The 16,217-nt window shown below is 41.2% G+C and carries 16 protein-coding genes; all 16 read left to right on the top strand.

All coding sequences use genetic code 11. The annotated features are described in order from the left end of the window. The first annotated feature begins 46 nt into the window (after positions 1-46). The 16 genes from BM299_RS20370 to BM299_RS00915 all read left to right on the top strand — a co-directional run bounded on the left by BM299_RS20370 (position 47) and on the right by BM299_RS00915 (position 16,182). Complete coding sequence (locus tag BM299_RS20370) at positions 47-169, top strand: alpha/beta hydrolase family protein (protein WP_425429452.1); 123 nt, start codon at positions 47-49, stop codon at positions 167-169. Positions 170-708: 539 nt separating this feature from the next. Then, positions 709-2,061 (top strand): 2-hydroxyacyl-CoA dehydratase subunit D, encoded by a 1,353-nt coding sequence (locus tag BM299_RS00985; protein ID WP_092481594.1) that lies wholly within the window; start codon positions 709-711, stop codon positions 2,059-2,061. 16 nt (positions 2,062-2,077) lie between these two features. Further along, positions 2,078-3,229, top strand: a complete 1,152-nt coding sequence (locus tag BM299_RS00980) for a 2-hydroxyacyl-CoA dehydratase subunit D (protein ID WP_092481593.1) — start codon at positions 2,078-2,080, stop codon at positions 3,227-3,229. A gap of 101 nt (positions 3,230-3,330) precedes the next feature. After that, entirely contained in the window at positions 3,331-4,179 is an 849-nt protein-coding gene (locus BM299_RS00975) for an acyl-CoA dehydratase activase (protein ID WP_207545087.1), read from the top strand. 27 nt (positions 4,180-4,206) lie between these two features. Continuing rightward, a complete protein-coding gene (locus BM299_RS00970; RefSeq protein ID WP_092481591.1) occupies positions 4,207-4,992 on the top strand; it encodes an acyl-CoA dehydratase activase in 786 nt (261 codons plus the stop codon). Positions 4,993-5,491: 499 nt separating this feature from the next. Continuing rightward, positions 5,492-6,490, top strand: coding sequence for a BtrH N-terminal domain-containing protein (locus tag BM299_RS00965; RefSeq protein WP_165608116.1), 999 nt, complete (start codon positions 5,492-5,494; stop codon positions 6,488-6,490). 99 nt (positions 6,491-6,589) lie between these two features. Further along, on the top strand, positions 6,590-7,372 hold the full coding sequence (locus BM299_RS00960; RefSeq protein ID WP_092481589.1) for an enoyl-CoA hydratase/isomerase family protein: 783 nt from the start codon (positions 6,590-6,592) through the stop codon (positions 7,370-7,372). A 264-nt stretch (positions 7,373-7,636) separates the two neighbouring features. Further along, complete coding sequence (locus tag BM299_RS00955; RefSeq protein WP_165608115.1) at positions 7,637-8,461, top strand: thiamine pyrophosphate-dependent enzyme; 825 nt, start codon at positions 7,637-7,639, stop codon at positions 8,459-8,461. 29 nt (positions 8,462-8,490) lie between these two features. Then, complete coding sequence (locus BM299_RS00950) at positions 8,491-9,657, top strand: thiolase domain-containing protein (protein ID WP_092481587.1); 1,167 nt, start codon at positions 8,491-8,493, stop codon at positions 9,655-9,657. 12 nt (positions 9,658-9,669) lie between these two features. Further along, positions 9,670-10,071 (top strand): Zn-ribbon domain-containing OB-fold protein, encoded by a 402-nt coding sequence (locus BM299_RS00945; RefSeq protein ID WP_092481586.1) that lies wholly within the window; start codon positions 9,670-9,672, stop codon positions 10,069-10,071. Between the two features lie 73 nt (positions 10,072-10,144). Further along, positions 10,145-10,912 carry a 3-hydroxyacyl-CoA dehydrogenase gene (locus BM299_RS00940; protein ID WP_092481585.1) on the top strand — a complete coding sequence of 256 codons (768 nt, stop codon included), beginning with the start codon at positions 10,145-10,147 and terminating at the stop codon, positions 10,910-10,912. A 347-nt stretch (positions 10,913-11,259) separates the two neighbouring features. Next, entirely contained in the window at positions 11,260-11,445 is a 186-nt protein-coding gene (locus BM299_RS00935; protein WP_092481584.1) for a hypothetical protein, read from the top strand. Positions 11,446-11,449: 4 nt separating this feature from the next. Then, positions 11,450-12,613: a 2-hydroxyacyl-CoA dehydratase subunit D gene (locus BM299_RS00930; RefSeq protein ID WP_092481583.1), complete on the top strand. Its 1,164-nt coding sequence runs from the start codon at positions 11,450-11,452 to the stop codon at positions 12,611-12,613. Then, positions 12,591-13,820 (top strand): 2-hydroxyacyl-CoA dehydratase subunit D, encoded by a 1,230-nt coding sequence (locus tag BM299_RS00925; RefSeq protein WP_092481582.1) that lies wholly within the window; start codon positions 12,591-12,593, stop codon positions 13,818-13,820. The genes BM299_RS00930 and BM299_RS00925 overlap by 23 nt, the downstream gene beginning before the upstream one ends. Before the next feature lie 188 nt (positions 13,821-14,008). Next, complete coding sequence (locus BM299_RS00920; protein ID WP_092481581.1) at positions 14,009-14,980, top strand: MBL fold metallo-hydrolase; 972 nt, start codon at positions 14,009-14,011, stop codon at positions 14,978-14,980. 20 nt (positions 14,981-15,000) lie between these two features. After that, on the top strand, positions 15,001-16,182 hold the full coding sequence (locus BM299_RS00915) for a DUF362 domain-containing protein (protein WP_092481580.1): 1,182 nt from the start codon (positions 15,001-15,003) through the stop codon (positions 16,180-16,182). The last annotated feature ends 35 nt before the right edge of the window (positions 16,183-16,217 follow it).

The raw sequence follows: 16,217 nt of genomic DNA, 5'->3' as shown, positions 1-16,217 counted from the left end.
ATGTTCCTGCGAGCAACTCCTTTGAAATTATAAAGTCGAATATGATATACGCTCACCAATCAGATTTGTCAATAAGATGATGGCACCGATTTTAATAGTACATGGTAAAAAAGATTCGGTTGTACCTATAATCACGCTTATAACATGGCTCAGGAGCTTTCTCGTTTAAAGAAAAAATTTGCACTGCATGTGTTCGATAAAGAAGATCATAACTTTACCTACTGGGGATTAAAAAAAGCCTGGGATATAACGCTTAATTTTTTTCAAAAAAATTTGTTATAAATTAATGTATCATAAAAACATACCTCATGTCCAAATTAATATCCTGAAAGTTTTGACAAAAAACTTATGAAGCCTGCATTAAGGATTGGGTTATGAAGTTTTTTATTAGTTAACCGAGTTATAGAACAAATCAAACGGGGGCAGTGTGGGAAATGAAATATCCAGGAGTGGGAGCGGCTGTTGTAATAATTCGTGATTCTACAGTTTTAAACCCTTTGATAAATTGGTCTTATTATTAAAGTTGTAATGTTAGGCATAATTTTTGCGTGTGTTTATAGAAAATTTAAAATATTTATAAACCTAATTCCATTTTTTAATGAACTAATCGTTTTAGGCCTGCGGAAGGGCGGAACTTAAATCATTTTCAGGCTGCAATAAACTTTGGTGTAAAGTTAGTGTGGAAGTGAAACATCGGGAGGTTAAAAAATGGGAGATAAGAAGAAAAAAAAATCATCAGCCAAAACTTTGCAAACTGCAAGAGAGGCTGGGAATTTTGGGAAAAAAATACTTGCCAGTGCGCGCACGGCTGCGGAAGAGGGTAAGCCCATTGCATGGTCCATGGTTGACTGGTGGTTGGGGGGTACAATCGCAAAAGCGATGGGTGTTGAACTTTGTTATCCGGAAAATTATGGTGCCTTCTGTGCTTCAGTAAGGCGGGCAGAACCCTATTTGGATTATGCAGAAAGTGATGGTATTCCAAATACCACTTGTGGCTATGCCAGAAACTGTATAGGTTATACGCGTAGGTTGCAAGAAAATAATTTTGTTATACCGCAAGATGCACCTGGTGGAGGTATGCCTAAGCCACTTTTTTTGTTAGCTTGTGGGGCTGTCTGTGATGCTAGATACAAGTGGTTTCAAAGTTTAGGCCGATATATGAATGTGCCGGTTTGGACATTGGAATTCCCTCAAACAGGAGTAGCAGAATATTATTTGGCAGGGAATAAAGAGGAAAATATAAAATTCATGGTGCAAGAATTAAGGGAATTTGTATCTTTTTTAGAAAAGCTTTTAGGCAAAAAAATGGATTGGGACAATCTTAGCGAAAGGTTAGATACAATATTCAAGACACACCAACTGGCACACGAAGTGGATATCTTAAGAAAATCAGTTCCATCTCCTGCGGTTAATACAGACTTTTGGGCTCTTATGATACCGCATTTATATTTACCTGATGACCCGGAGGCGCTGGAATTTTATAAAAGAGTGTATGAAGAAGTAAAATACAAAGTTGATAACAAAATAGGCGCTATACCCAATGAGAAATACCGCATGGCGTTCAGTGAATTACCGCCGTGGCATACCCTTGGTTTATTTGATGAATTTGCTGAAAAACATGGGATCGCTTTTGTTATTGAAAGCTGGAATTATCATGCGCCAAGTCCATTGCCAGAGTCTGAGCGGGAAGGTATCACTGATCCTTTGGAATTAATAGCCAGATATTCCTATCATAAATTTAACGAATCTGCTCCTACAGCAAAAAAGTATTGTATGGATCCTACAATCTTCACAGCACCTTATCTTAAGTGGGTTGAAGAGTATAAAGTTGACGGTTTATTCTGTCATCCTTTGATGTCTTGTCGGCCAGCTACCTATACTTTGATGCATTTGCGCAACCTACTTATGGAAAAATTTAAAGTGCCTTCTGTAGTTGTTGAAGGAGATATTGTTGATTTAAGGGTGTTTAATGAAGAAGAGGCGCATGCCAAAATAGATGCATTTATTGAAACTATGGATTATTACAGAGAAATAAGAAGAAAAGAAGGTTTTGGATGGTAAATTGGGAGGTGTATTCATGACTGTAATTAAAGGTCTGGCCCGGGCGGAACAAATCTACCAGGATCGTGAAAAGAGAGCAAAAGAATTAAAGGCAGAAGGTAAAAAAATTGCAGGATATCTTTGTTGCTACCCTCCCCTCGAAATAATGACTTCTTTGGGTTACATGCCTATTAGAATTATGGGAGAGATGGATGAGCCGTTGACCGAAGCTGACACCTACCTGCCAACAGTAATGTGTGCTTTTTATCGAAGTGTTTTGGATGTTGCTATGAAGGGAAGGTATGATTACCTTGATGCCTTTATAGGGGCGCATGCATGTGACGGGGCGGAAAGAGTAAGTTATGTTTGGCGGTCCTATCTTAAAAGCCCGTGTTCTTTTTATTTGGATATTCCCCATACCAACCACGCTGCAGCCATAGAGTTTTTCAAAAAACAGCTATTTTACTTAAAAGAGGAGTTAGAAAAAACGGCTGGCAAAAAAGCAACAGCAGCCATGATCAAAGAAGCTGTTACACTTCATAATAAGCAAAGGTCTCTGGTACGCCAGTTGTATGAATTAAACAAGCAGGATCCCCCCCTCGTATCTGGTTCCGAAATGTTACAGGTTATGATAGCCATAATGTGCATCCCTCCTGAAGAAGGAAACGTGTTACTGGAAGAAGTTATTGAAGAAGTCAAGGGAAGGGCTGAAGGGCCAAAGAAAAAGAAAGGCAGAATACTCATTTGGGGCTCACTTATAGATAATATTGCGTTTACAAAACTTATCGAAGATTGCGGGTTAAACATAGTAATAGATGATACAGCTATTGGTACCAGAAGTTTTTGGATTGATGTAGATGAAACCGAAGATCCTTTTGACGGACTTGCTATTCGTTACCTTGATAAAATCGTTTGCCCGCGAACTTTTAGGGATACCAAGAATACCCGCATGGAAGACCTTGATAATAGATTTTCCTATTTAAAAAAGATGATAAAAGATTGGAATGTTAACGGCGTTTATATGAATATAATTCGCAATTGTGATATACACGGCTATGAAATTTCGGAAGTTAGAGATTATTTTGAAGAGATGGGGCTGCCGGTATTGGTTATTGAGCAGGATTATTCCACTACCGCTTTGGAGCCTTTAAGAACAAGGTTCCAGGCTTTTGCAGAGAGTATAAATTAATATTCACTTAGTTAAGTTGTCAAATATTTAACAACTTAACTAAGTTTTATAAACAGTTATTTTGTAAGCAAAATTATATAAAGTAAAAAGAAGGGATGAAAGTGATATTTGCAGGTATTGATATTGGCTCAACTATTACAAAGGTCGTAATAAAACAAGAAGAAGAGATACGCGCAATAATTATTCAGCCTACCGGAGCCGAACACCGCAGATTAGCTCACGAAGTAATCAAAAAGGCACTTAATAATGCAGATGTTACCTTTGATCAAATTGATTTTATCGTAGCTACCGGTTACGGCAGGATAAATGTGCCTTTTGCTGATGCTCAGGTAAGCGAGATCACTTGCCATATGCGGGGGGTAAGTTGGCTGTTTCCTAATGTAAGGACAGTCATTGATATTGGCGGACAGGATTGTAAAGGAATCAAAGTAGTCAACGGGAAAATACGCAATTTTATCATGAATGACAAATGCGCAGCTGGAACGGGAAGGTTCCTGGAGGTAATCTCGGAAACATTAGGCTTAAAGTTAGAGGATATAGGAGAAATCTCTTTACGGTCTAATGACCCGGCAGGAATAAGTAAAACCTGTACTATTTTTGCCGAACAAGAAATTTTACTACGCCTTTCGGAGGGAGTATCTATTGAAGATATATTGGCTGGTCTTCATAAGGCTCTTGCCGGAAGAATCTATTCAATGGTTGGTAAAATAAAAATAGAAAAAGATGTGGTTATTACCGGAGGAGGAGCCAAGAATATCGGTTTATGCAAATATTTAGAAAAACGGATTGGTTTTTCAATGCTAACACCTCCGGAACCATTAATAACCGGTGCATTAGGGGCATCTATAATAGCTCAAGAAATGGTTACAAAAGCCGGTGAAGAAAAATTGGCACATATTAAAAAAGAAAGAAAGCTCGAAGCAGTTACTTTTTTCGATGAGGCTGATTAATGGAGCAAAAATAGAGGGGTGCTTTATATGTTTTACAAAGCAGGATTAGATATCGGATCAGTAATGGCTAAAGCTGTGATAATGGATAATGATAAGGTTTTGTCTTATAGCATTATGCCAAATAGAGGGAGCTTTTATAATGCTGCAAATAATGTTCTTAAAGAAGCACTGGAGAAAGCTGGTTTAACCTATGATAAATTAAATATTATAGGAACAACTGGTTTAGGGGCATCTTTCATAACTTACCCTCACATAAAAAATACAGAAGTAGCTTGCCAGAGCCGGGGCATGAATTACCTTCTCCCTTCCGTGAGAATTGTAATTGAAGTGGGTGACCAATCAACTAGAGTTATAAAAGTAACAGAAAAAGGAAGAGTTGCAGATTGTGTAATTAACGATAGATGTGCGGCTGGAAGTGGAAGAATTTTGCTAATAATTTCAAAAGTTTTAAGAGTAAACATAAATGATTTAGGAAATTTTTCAATTACATCAACTAATCCGGTCAGATTCAGTACTAGTTGTTCGGTTTTCGCAGAAACAGAGGCAATTTCACGCATAGCTGAAGGTATCAAAAAAGAGGATATTATTGCAGGTCTTCATCAGTCAATGGCTATTAAGATATACAGCATGATACAAAAGGTAAAAATTGAAGAAAAATGTGCTATCACCGGCGGGGGTGCTAAAGACTTAGGACTGGTTAAGATGCTTCAGAAAATCATAGGAAAAGACCTTTTAGTACCAGATGAACCATTTATTAGCGGTGCTATTGGTGCTGCACTAATGGCTGCTGAAAAGGAAGTGGTATTTACATAAGATATACAACCTATTATTTCTGTTAGGGTGTTTTTTTGTAAAGTTACCTTTTATTGGTAATATAATATGAATATTAATTTTATCAACTAGTTTCTAAAGGGTTTATGTATTTAAATATTGCTGAAAATTTCGAAAAATTATTGGCCTCTGGCTGAGGTTGAATAAAAGTTTTTATCGGCAGCGATAAGCTCACAATTTATCCAAGTAGCTTGCGAACACCTTAAGATTGAAAACCATTGGTGCAACCGACTTAATTTTTAGTGTATCCACACAAGTGATCCTGAAGCGATAGAAACGCGCAAGTAAATCTTATATGACCTTGCCCATAAAATCCTGGTTTGCTGATGGTCTAGAACTGGATTGGGGAAATGAATATACAGTACAAAGGTTAATCCGGAAAACGGCTTATCGTGAAGGTTTTGGTATGTGTTATTTACCATTGATTCTAACAATTAATCTTGGTTATCGTTAATGTGAAATGAGACGAGGAGGTTTATCTATGAGTAAAATTATAGATAATTTTAAATATTTTTCAGGTGTTCACTGTGGTTCTACCTCCTTATTTAATATAGCCAGATACTATGGCCATAACTTAAGTGAAGCAATGTGTTTTGGATTAGGTTCGGGCTTGGGTTTTTTCTATCATCGTAATGAACAATTTTCACCTAGTATTATTTTTCACGGACGGTGTCGTTCCTTAGAGTCATACTTTTTTAAAAATCTTGGGGTAAATTTCCGCTGGCACAAAGATGAAGATTTTCCCTGGGAAAAAATGATAACATGGATTGATAAGAATGTTCCGGTCTTAATCCTAACAGACTTATATTATCTGGATTATTATCATACCAATACCCATTTTGGGGGACATACCGTAGTTCTTGTAGGGTATAACACCAAACGGGGGGTTGCATTATTAGTAGATACCGAAAGAAAGGAACTGCAAGAAACATCTATTCCTTCCTTGGCTAAAGCCATGAGTTCAAAAGAAGTCCCTTATCCGCTTTATAACTACTGGAGCGAAGTTCCCTTCTTTACTTTACAAGATTTATCAGGTTCAATTAAGTTAGCTCTTGCTTTAAACTGTCGAAAAATGTTGTTGCCCCAATCATCAAAGGAAGGGGTTTCCGGTATGGAGGAATTTATTAAAGAAATTCCGCTATGGCGAAATTTAAAAGATTTTTCATGGTGTGCAAAGTATGCGTATCAGGTTATAGAGAGGCGCGGCACTGGCGGTGGAGGTTTTAGGGCACTTTATGCTGAGTATCTTGAAGAAGCAAAAGAAATTCTACCAATATTAAAGGAAATCAATGCCGATACCAGAATGGCTGAAATTGCTTCAAAATGGACTGAGTTGGCTTTTATTTTTAAAGATATGAGTGAAAACGGCCTAATGAGATTGGAACAGGCAGCATCTTTAGCTATGGATATTTTTAAAAATGAAAAGGTATTCTTTCAAGACGTGCATGGACTATTATTTGGAACCAATGATTTAACATAATTTGAATATTTAATGCTATGTTTGATGAAGCATTCATTATTATATATATATATTCATTAGTTAGATATAAGCCATTACAATGTTTGGGGAGGTGCTGTATTGAGTTTTGAGAACATTCTTGTTTTTTCCGAGAGCGGAATAACTACGATAACCTTGAACCGCCCTGATGCTATGAATTCGTTAACCTTTGAAATGATTGAGGAACTGCATCAGTTATTGGAGGATATTTCAAGGGATGACCAATGTAAAGTAATTATATTAACAGGCAGTGGTAAGGCTTTTTCCGCTGGAGGCGACATAAAAGCCATGTCAGAAGGAATGGATGCAATGCAGGGTAAGGCATACCTGCAAAAGATTAATGGAATAATTCTAAAAATTGTAGAGATTGAAAAAATAGTTATTTCTGCTGTAAACGGCTTTGCGGTAGGGGCGGGTTGTAATTTAAGCTTAGCTTCAGATTTAATCGTGGCTTCCAATGAAGCAATATTTTCAGAGGCCTTTTTACCTGTAGGATTGGTCCCTGATGCCGGAGGAACTTATTTTCTTCCACGAATACTCGGCCTTCCTAAGGCGAAGGAACTTGTGTTAACTGGCAAAAAGCTAAGTGCTGAGGAAGCTGAACGCCTTGGTTTAATAAATCAGGTTGTGCCTCCGGAGGATTTAAATAAAACCGTAATGGACATGGCTAAAGAGATAGCTAAAGGGCCGTCCCGTGCAATAGGTCTTACAAAAGTATTAATGAACCGCAGCCTCTGGATGGATTTACGAAGTGCCCTTGAATATGAAGCATACTCACAAGGGCTCTGTATGCAAACCGCAGATCACAAGGAAGGGTTAAAAGCTTTTAGGGAAAAGCGCAAACCAATTTTTCTTGGTAAATAAAACCAGGATATGTAACCAGCAAATTGCGAATTCAATTAAGCCTTTATGACGCGGTGGCTGATGGAATAAGACCTGATACACCGGTGACAAATCTTTTTACCAGAGATGCCATTACTTTTTATGATAATATGTCCTACGATCAATTTGCCAAACTTGTCCGTGCCAGCCGTATAGGAACCGGGCAGGGCGGCTGCTGAAAAGCGGCGCCGTGACAAAGCCATGTATTACGGATTTGAACATCCGAAATACCAAAAAGAAAATTGTATGCACTATGGTTATCTTTCCCGGGCTATCGCTGATTACCTGGAAGAAAAATATGAGAGCAAGGTCCGCATCATGATTGACGGCTATACCATGTCAGATTTTGTGATGCCCTATCTTAAGGCTGTACGTCCCGCCCAAATTCTAAGTTCATCTGAACAGGCCGGTGTCGGTCATGGGGTTGCTATGGCCATGGGTGCGGCTTTTGCCCAGCTGGAAAAGGGAGATAAAACTCCTATTTTGGCACTGATGGGCGACTCCGGCATGTGTAATGCAGGTATGGAGATTGATACGGCTGCTCGCCATAAGCTCCCCATTGTTTACCTGGTGACAGAAAATAACGGCTGGATAGCAGGAATGAAGTATCACTGGTATGGCCCGAATTGGGAGAACCTTGGTGAGCAAGACCGTACGGGAGCTGAGTGGCTGGGAATAAAGCAGGGCTATGGCGGGCTGGCCGGAGAACGCGAACCCAGAATAAGATTTGACAAAATCGCTCGGGACCTGAATTGTTACGGTGAGATAGTGGATAGGCACGAAAACTTTACTGCTGCTCAGGACCGCTGTTTTCAGGCTGCAGAGAAGGGACAACCGGCTGTATTGCACTGCGTAATGGATATTGATCTGATTAACTCTGCTATGACCGGACCGGTCTATTGCCTGATGTTTGCTCACCTGCCCTGGGTAGATCTCCCGCCGCGCGGCAAGCGGGCACGTAGAGCTATTTGGGGTAAACCCGGCAAATTTGATGGATTAGTGGATCTGCCGGAGATGACACACCATGATCACTGGGAGCCGCTTACTGAAGAAGAAAAAATGAAACCTTAAAATTCTATGTGATTGGGGGGGCATAAACAATGCGAAGAGTTGCTGTAGTAGGCGTGGGGATGACTAAATTTGGTTCTTCGGATAAAAGTCAGGTTGAGATGTTCTCAGATGCAGCAATGGAAGCAATCAATGAGTCAAATATAAGGGCAAAGGATATTCAGGCCCTTTTTTTGGGTAATGGGCTGGGGGATTTTGAAGAAGGTCAGATGAACATGGCACCGATGTGTGCCGCTGAACTGGGCATGCCCATGGATGCCCCGGCTACCCGGGTAGAGGGAGCCTGCGCCTCGGCCAGCGTGGCGATCAGGGATGCGTTCATGTGGGTGGCCTCCGGGTTTTATGATATTGTCCTGGCGGGTGGCACGGAAAGGGCAACGGCCATGGGCACGCCCCTGGCCACGCGGACTTTTGCCATGGGTTCGGACAGCAAATACGAAGGGTTTAACGGTATCACCTTTCCGGGCGCATTTGCCATGGTTGCGCGGCTATATGCCAATAAATACGGTATCTCCCTGGAGAAACTCAAGGAGCGTATGGCTATGGTAGCCGTTAAGAATCACAAAAACGGGGTAAAAAACCCTCTGGCCCAGTTTCAAAAAGAAATAACCGTGGAAACGGTGCTCAACAGTTTCATAGTGGCCGACCCTCTCCAGCTTTTCGATTGCTGTCCCTTTTCCGACGGGGCGGCCGCCATCGTCCTCGCTTCCGAAGAAGTGGCGAAGAGGCTGACGGACAAGCCGGTATACATTCTGGGGGTGGGCCAGGCTTCCAACGGCCCCCTGTACCGGCAGAAGGACATCACCAGGATCAGGGCCAGGGAGGCCGCAGCTGCGCAAGCATATAAGATGGCCGGCCTGACCCCTGCGGATATAGATGTCTGTGAATTACACGACTGTTTCACAATTGCGGAAATAGTAGCCAGTGAAGGGTTGGGCTTCTTTGCATTCGGTAAGGGAAGTGAAGCCGTGGAAAAAGGTGAAACCGCCATTGGCGGTCGCATCCCGATCAACCCTTCCGGCGGTCTGAAGGCCAAGGGGCACCCCATCGGCGCCACAGGCGCCGCCCAGGCTTACGAGATAGTCAAGCAGCTGCGGGGTGAGTGCGGCGACCGGCAGGTAAAGGGCGCCAGGGTCGGTATGACCGATACCCTGGGCGGGGACTTTGCCACCGTGGTGAATATAATTTACGGCATTTAAGGGGGATTGAAAATGACCTATCCGCTGACGCACAGGCAATATTACGAAGGGTTAAAAGCCGGTAAACTTTTGGGGTTGAAGTGTAAAAATTGCGGTTCTTATACCGTGCCCCCGAAGATCTGCTGCGCGGAATGCGGCGGCACGGACGTGGAAGTGGCGCAGTTGAGCGGGAGAGGCGAGATCAGGACATTCACCGTGATCAGGGTGGCCCCGGAGGGGTTCAAGGCACCCTATATCGTGGCCCTGGCGGAACTGGAAGAGGGACCGTGGTTGATGGGTAATGTAGATGGTCTCGACCCCGCAAATACGGTGGAAGATATCACCGGGAAAAAAGTCAAAGTGGGGCACAGGGTTATTCCTCCCACAAACTATACCGCCGGCGAAGGGGTGGCCGTCACCTTTTTGCTTGAATAGGTGGCTGCAAAAACCGTACATGAATTAATAAACAAGGAATTTTCGTAAAACCAATGGATAGGAGGATAAATTTATGGAAATAAAAGATTCGGTTGCAGTGGTCACAGGGGGAGCCTCAGGGCTGGGTGAAGCCACGGTTCGGAATTTTGTTGAGCACGGCGCTAAAGCGGTCATACTGGACATGGCGGAAAAAAACGGTAATAAATTGGCCGGTGAACTGGGCGACAGTGTGATCTTTGTCAAAACCGATGTCGCAAGTGATGACAGCGTGAAAAATGCCATAAATCTGGCCGTGGAAAAGTTCGGAAGTATTCAAATCGTCGTTAACTGCGCCGGCATCGCTGTTGCCCAAAAAGTATTGGGAAAAAACGGCCCAATGCCACTGGAGAATTTTAATAAAGTGATCCAGGTCAACCTGATCGGGACATTCAACGTGATTCGCTTGGCCGTCGAGAAGATGGTGCAAAATATTCCAAACCGGGACGGTGAAAGGGGAGTTATTATTAACACAGCCTCTGTGGCCGCCTTTGAAGGGCAGATCGGCCAGGCGGCGTACAGCGCCTCCAAGGGAGGGGTGGTTGGGATGATCTTACCCATAGCACGGGAGTTCGCTGCGCACGGAATCCGTGTTATGGGTATAGCCCCGGGGCTCTTTGAAACCCCCATGTTCGACAGCCTGCCCGAAGCTGCCCGCGAAGCTCTCGGGAAGATGACTCCTTTTCCGCCCCGTCTCGGAAGGCCATCTGAATTTGCCATGCTTGTGCAGCAAATTGTCGGAAACCCCATGCTGAACGGTGCCACCATTCGCCTGGACGGAGCCATCCGGATGCAGCCGAAATAGTAATGAATGTTTATTTTTCCATGTCATTTATGTCAGTAGGCCAACATGATTAATGGGTCAGGTTTATGATTATATTTTTCAAAATAAATTAAACCTGCCCCCTCTCCTGCTGCTCCGGGTTGACCGGCTGCAAGTCGGAACGGGAAGGGGTTAATAATTCCCTGGAACTTATAGCTAGATATTCCTATCATAAATTTAGCGAGTCCGCTCCTACCGCAAAAATAGATGCCTTTATTGAAACGATGGATTACTACAGGGAGATAAGAAAAAAAGAAGGCTTTGAATGGTAAAATACAGGAGGATTATTTTATACCCAGGGATTACCGTGATGCAGGGCATGTAAATTATTGAAATTGGCAAATGTTAATCCGGACGATGTTAACATTGAATTAATTAATAAGAAAGTAATTATAGGACATAAAGTAGTCACCGAAATGAATTATACTGCCGGTGCGGGGGTAGCGCCTACTTTTTATTTTAAAGGGCATATGATATTGGGAAAATCTAATAAAATTATTTTATGGGGTGTATAACATTGTGTCAGAACTGAATTTGGTAACTAATATGTTCAGGGAAATTAACGATACTGCATCTGGCGTCGGAAATTGCCGGCAATATAACCGAGAAAAGTTTATAGGGTATATGTGTAGTTATGTGCCGGTAGAAATTATTATGTCTGCCGGATATGTTCCTTTTCGTTTGTCGGGGAGCACCAGGCCGATTACAAAAGCGTATGCCTATTTACCGTCTGCTTGTTGCAGCGTTGTATCCGGAGCGTTGGAGAGAGCATTACAGGGTGAATTTGACTTCCTTTCCGGACTTATTATCCCTCAAACCTGTGATAGAATGCGAGAAATTTTTGATGTATTTCGAGTTACAACAAATATAACTTTTTATCATAATTTAATTGTACCAATGCGTACAGATATTATCCCTGCCCGGCAATTCTATTATGACGAATTAAAAATGTTTATAGCGAAATTAGCAGAGATGTCAGGTAAGGAAATTGGCACAGACCAAATAAATATGGCTATAAAAAATTATAACGTTCTTAGAGGTTTGCTCCGCAAGGCATCGGATGCCCGCATATCAGCAACCTTAACAGGGCTAGAATACCACAAAGTATTAATGGCAGCCTTCACTACCCCCCCTGAAAAAGTCATTTCTGCAATTAATAATTTATTACAATCTTTATCGGAAAAAAGACCGGAATTGGAGGGGCGGGTGCGCTTACTGGTCAGTGGTAGTGTGATTGATAACTTAGAACAAATAGCTTTGCTGGAAAATTACGGTGCACTGGTGGTAAGTGACGACCTGTGTTATGGCTTGCGCGGGAATGTAGGATTAATTCCATCAGATAGTAAAGACCCGGTTAGTGTTTTAGCACAGAAATATTTAGGTAAGATAAACTGCCCATGTAAATATCCGTCCCAGATTCGTTGGCAGAACATTCTGGAAAACGCTAAAGCCAGTCAAGTGGACGGGGTAGTTTTGATGTTGAAGAAATTTTGCGATTGTCACTGGATAGAACAACCTGAGCTTGAACGCAGACTAAAAGCTGCAGGATATCCGGTGTTAGTCTTAGGGATTGACAATGAAACTGCAATTGAGGCATTACGTACACGTATGCAGGCTTTTTTAGAGATGGTAACAAAACGAAAATCAAGGGGGTTCAGTAATGACTGCCCCAAAAACTTCTAAGGCGCTAAAAAGTTCGCAAAAGCTTTCGCAATTAGTTAAGAAATACTATAAAGATATCCATGAAGCCAAGGCTCAAGGGAAAAAAATAGTTTGGTCCAGTGGGATTGCTCCTGTGGAACTTTTTCATGCTATGGATTTAGTACCGGTTTTCCCTGAAAATTATGCAGCGGCCTGTGCGGTAAAACAAATTAGTCAAGATTTGCAATATTATGCTGAGAAAGCGGGGTATATAAGTGATCTTTGTTCCTATTTTCGTTCTGACATAGGTCACGTACTAAGTAACTGTACTTATCTTGGTGGGCTTCCAAAACCAGATTTATTGGTTGCGTCCCGCAACCTTTGTACGACTCATGTAAAATGGTTTGAAGTACTTTCCCGTTACTTCAATTGTCCCCTTTTTGTATGGGATTTGCCGTTTGGTACATTAAATAAAAAATTTGCACCGGAATTTCACCGTTTAGAATATGCCATTAGTCAATTGCATGAGCTTATAAAAGTTATCGAAAACATTACTCACTGTGAACTTAACACTTGGCGTTTACAAGAAGCAATTTTCCTTGGTGATGAGGCGGCAAGGCTTTGGATAGAAATTAATGAAAGTCGTAAAAACCGCCCTGCTCCTATTTCTTGTACTGATATGTTGGGTAACCTCTTTGTGTTAGTGACACTATCAGGTACACCGATTGCTGTGGAATTTTTAAGGGAAGTGGCAAAAGAGGTAAATAATCGGGTTAGCAATAAAATAGGTATAGTTTCTCAAGAGCGTTTTCGATTGTTATGGGATGTCATGCCTTTATGGCATCATATGGAGCTGTTTGATCGATTCCAAAGTGCAGGAGCTGTATTTGTAGTGGAACTTTACAATTACGGTCGCGTTTGGGGGCAACGCCTTGACTGTGCCCAACCTTTGGAAAGCCTTGCCAAGCGGCATTTGACCCATATGTTTAATATTGACATGGATAGCAGGGTTAAGCTTTTACGGGAAATTCTGAGAGAATTCCAAATAGACGGTTATGTTAATCATGTTATCCGCAGCTGCAATGTCTTAAATGGAAGTACTTTGCATCTGGCAAATAAAATGAAAAAAGAGCTAGGTATTCCCACGTTAACGTTGGAATCCGATCATTGTGACTCCAGGGCTTTTGCTCCTGCTATGATAGAGAATCGTATTCAAGCATTTTTGGAATTGTTGGAAGCTAATCAATAATACACAAGAAACTATGTTTTATAAATATAAGTTAACCTTAATAAGGTCAAGTGGTTGGGGTTACGTGCCTCAACCACTTTTTTAAGCTGGAGAACATGTTTTGTTTATCTTTGGAACTAATCTTGCTTAAATATCAACAATAACAGTTATTCTTCCACTAAAAATTTTTTAGTCAAAGGAGAAGAGTAATGGGTTGTCCCAGGGAAGTGGTGAAAGACATATTCCTAGTTGAATTTACAATCCCCCTTTCGGTTTCAACAGTTAATTGCTATCTAATAGTAGACGGAAATGATGTTTTACTTGTTGATGCGGGAATTTTGCATGATGATTGTTTGGATCAATTGGAGCAAGCCATGAAATGTCTTGGGTTGGAGTTGAACACTCTTTGCGGGGTGGTGATTACCCATGCGCATGTGGATCATTATGGCCTGGCAAGTAAATTGCGCGAGTTTACCGGTGCGGCTATATACTTGCACGCAGAAGAACAAAAATTGATAAATGTACAATTGCTGAATTTAATTACCGAAGAAGAAGGGGCTATATGGTTTAAAGAAAATGGCACCTCTGAAAGAGAAATCGATTTAATAAAACAAGATTTTACCGATTTTACACAATACATTACAAATATATCACCGGACTTTTGGTTATGCGGTGGAGAGATGCTACCGCTCTCAGGTAAAAAAATTCAAATTATATGGACACCTGGGCATACGCCCGGACATGTTTGTTTATATATTCATGAAAAGTCGGTTTTATTGGCAGGAGACCATATTTTAAAGGATACGACAACACATATTGGTAATTTTTGGTGGACAGAGGGTAATCCCTTACAGGATTACTTTGCTTCATTGGACATAATAAGAAACTTAAATCCCAAACTGATTCTTCCTGCACACGGGGAAGCATTTGAAAATGTTGCGGAAAGGTGTGATGAAATTAAAAGCTACAGGTTAGAAAGGAATAGGAGGTTAATACAATACCTCAGATCAGGTCAAAAAAGTGCGTGGGAATTGGTAAACGATTTATGGGGTAGTGCTCTTGATATGGGACATAAGAGACTTGCCCTTGCGGATGTGCTGGCCCATCTTAAGTATCTTTATACTGAAGGTTGCGTTAGCTGTCAAAGACGTAAAAACATAGTTTATTGGGAGTTATCTTAAAGATACGCAGGGGGTGGATTATGGAAAAAAACCGTGTTGCAGTAGTGCGCTATACTCCTGGTAAAAAGGCGGTAGAAAAGGCAATTTCTTTATGTGAAGGTATTAAAGACTTAAAACCATATCACAAGGTGATGATTAAACCAAATGTGGTGCTTGGCGGTAAAGTTTACAAAAACTTACTAAAAGGAGTGGTCACAAACACGGTAATCCTTGAAGAGTTAATTTTGTTTTTAAAAGATTTCGGCTGTACTGATATTTGCATCGGTGAAGGTTCTGTACTTCTGCCGGACCTGGGGGTAGATACCGCTACAGCTTTTAATTATTCCGGCATTACTGAACTGGCTAAACGTTATGAAGTTAAGTTAATGGATTTTTACCAGTATCCTTTTGAAAGTGTGACATTTGAAGGAAAAAAAGTTGATATATCTTTACCTGTACTGGAGTCTGATTACATTATAAATGTGCCGGTTTTAAAAACGCATAACCAGACCAAGGTTAGCCTGAGTATCAAAAATCTTAAGGGTGTATTAAGCTTTAAAAGCAAAAAAAGCTTTCATGATTTAAATCTGGAAAGGTATATAGCTCTTTTGGGTTCTTATATTCAACCCCAATTAAATATTGTTGATGGTATTTACACCGTGAATAACGGGCCAGTTAGTTCAGACTGGCAACAGGTGGGAATAGTATTGGCAGGTAATGACCCACTGTCAGTTGATGTAGTGGGAGCAACAATTTTAGGGTTTGCGCCACATGATGTAGGGCATTTACGAGAATATGCGGATATTACTGGTGGATCTTTGGATATTGATAATTTGGATATAAAAGGCGAACCCCTTGAGAGCATTCACCTGGAAACTCGATGGGACGAGCCATGGCCCGAACAAATTTTAAAATTACACGGAATACAAGGAGTGTCCATACCCGCACCGGGTCAATCTTTGTGTTCCAGTTGTGGCTTCGGTATTGCAATGGCTTTGCACATGTTTTTCCGTGAAGTTCCCGGGCAAAAATTTGACAAGGTGGAAATACGCATGTCCAGGGACGTCAAGGTTTCGCCTGGTTCCAAAAATGTTTTCTTATTAGGTAAATGTGCTATTAATGCCAATAAACACATTATTAACGCTGTAAAAATTAAAGGCTGTCCCCCCTCTATTAATGATTGTTACAACAGCTTTAAGGAACACATGGTTATTGCAACATGAAACAATGTGCAAAAGTGATACGTTTCAGGTAATTA

Origin of the sequence: Desulfoscipio geothermicus DSM 3669 (assembly GCF_900115975.1) — a bacterium.
Lineage (GTDB): Bacteria > Bacillota > Desulfotomaculia > Desulfotomaculales > Desulfallaceae > Desulfoscipio > Desulfoscipio geothermicus.
The sequence above is the reverse complement of the archived record's forward strand: the minus strand, read 5'-3'. Positions and strand labels throughout refer to the sequence as shown.

What these genes read in the sequence shown, in the direction of transcription:
- BM299_RS00965 (WP_165608116.1), top strand. Translation starts at nt 5,492, where the DNA reads ATGAGTAAAATTATAGATAATTTTAAATATTTTTCAGGTGTTCACTGT.
- BM299_RS00980 (WP_092481593.1), top strand. Translation starts at nt 2,078, where the DNA reads ATGACTGTAATTAAAGGTCTGGCCCGGGCGGAACAAATCTACCAGGAT.
- BM299_RS00970 (WP_092481591.1), top strand. Translation starts at nt 4,207, where the DNA reads ATGTTTTACAAAGCAGGATTAGATATCGGATCAGTAATGGCTAAAGCT.
- BM299_RS00925 (WP_092481582.1), top strand. Translation starts at nt 12,591, where the DNA reads ATGACTGCCCCAAAAACTTCTAAGGCGCTAAAAAGTTCGCAAAAGCTT.
- BM299_RS00945 (WP_092481586.1), top strand. Translation starts at nt 9,670, where the DNA reads ATGACCTATCCGCTGACGCACAGGCAATATTACGAAGGGTTAAAAGCC.
- BM299_RS00920 (WP_092481581.1), top strand. Translation starts at nt 14,009, where the DNA reads ATGGGTTGTCCCAGGGAAGTGGTGAAAGACATATTCCTAGTTGAATTT.
- BM299_RS00950 (WP_092481587.1), top strand. Translation starts at nt 8,491, where the DNA reads ATGCGAAGAGTTGCTGTAGTAGGCGTGGGGATGACTAAATTTGGTTCT.
- BM299_RS00940 (WP_092481585.1), top strand. Translation starts at nt 10,145, where the DNA reads ATGGAAATAAAAGATTCGGTTGCAGTGGTCACAGGGGGAGCCTCAGGG.
- BM299_RS00955 (WP_165608115.1), top strand. Translation starts at nt 7,637, where the DNA reads ATGCACTATGGTTATCTTTCCCGGGCTATCGCTGATTACCTGGAAGAA.
- BM299_RS00985 (WP_092481594.1), top strand. Translation starts at nt 709, where the DNA reads ATGGGAGATAAGAAGAAAAAAAAATCATCAGCCAAAACTTTGCAAACT.
- BM299_RS00915 (WP_092481580.1), top strand. Translation starts at nt 15,001, where the DNA reads ATGGAAAAAAACCGTGTTGCAGTAGTGCGCTATACTCCTGGTAAAAAG.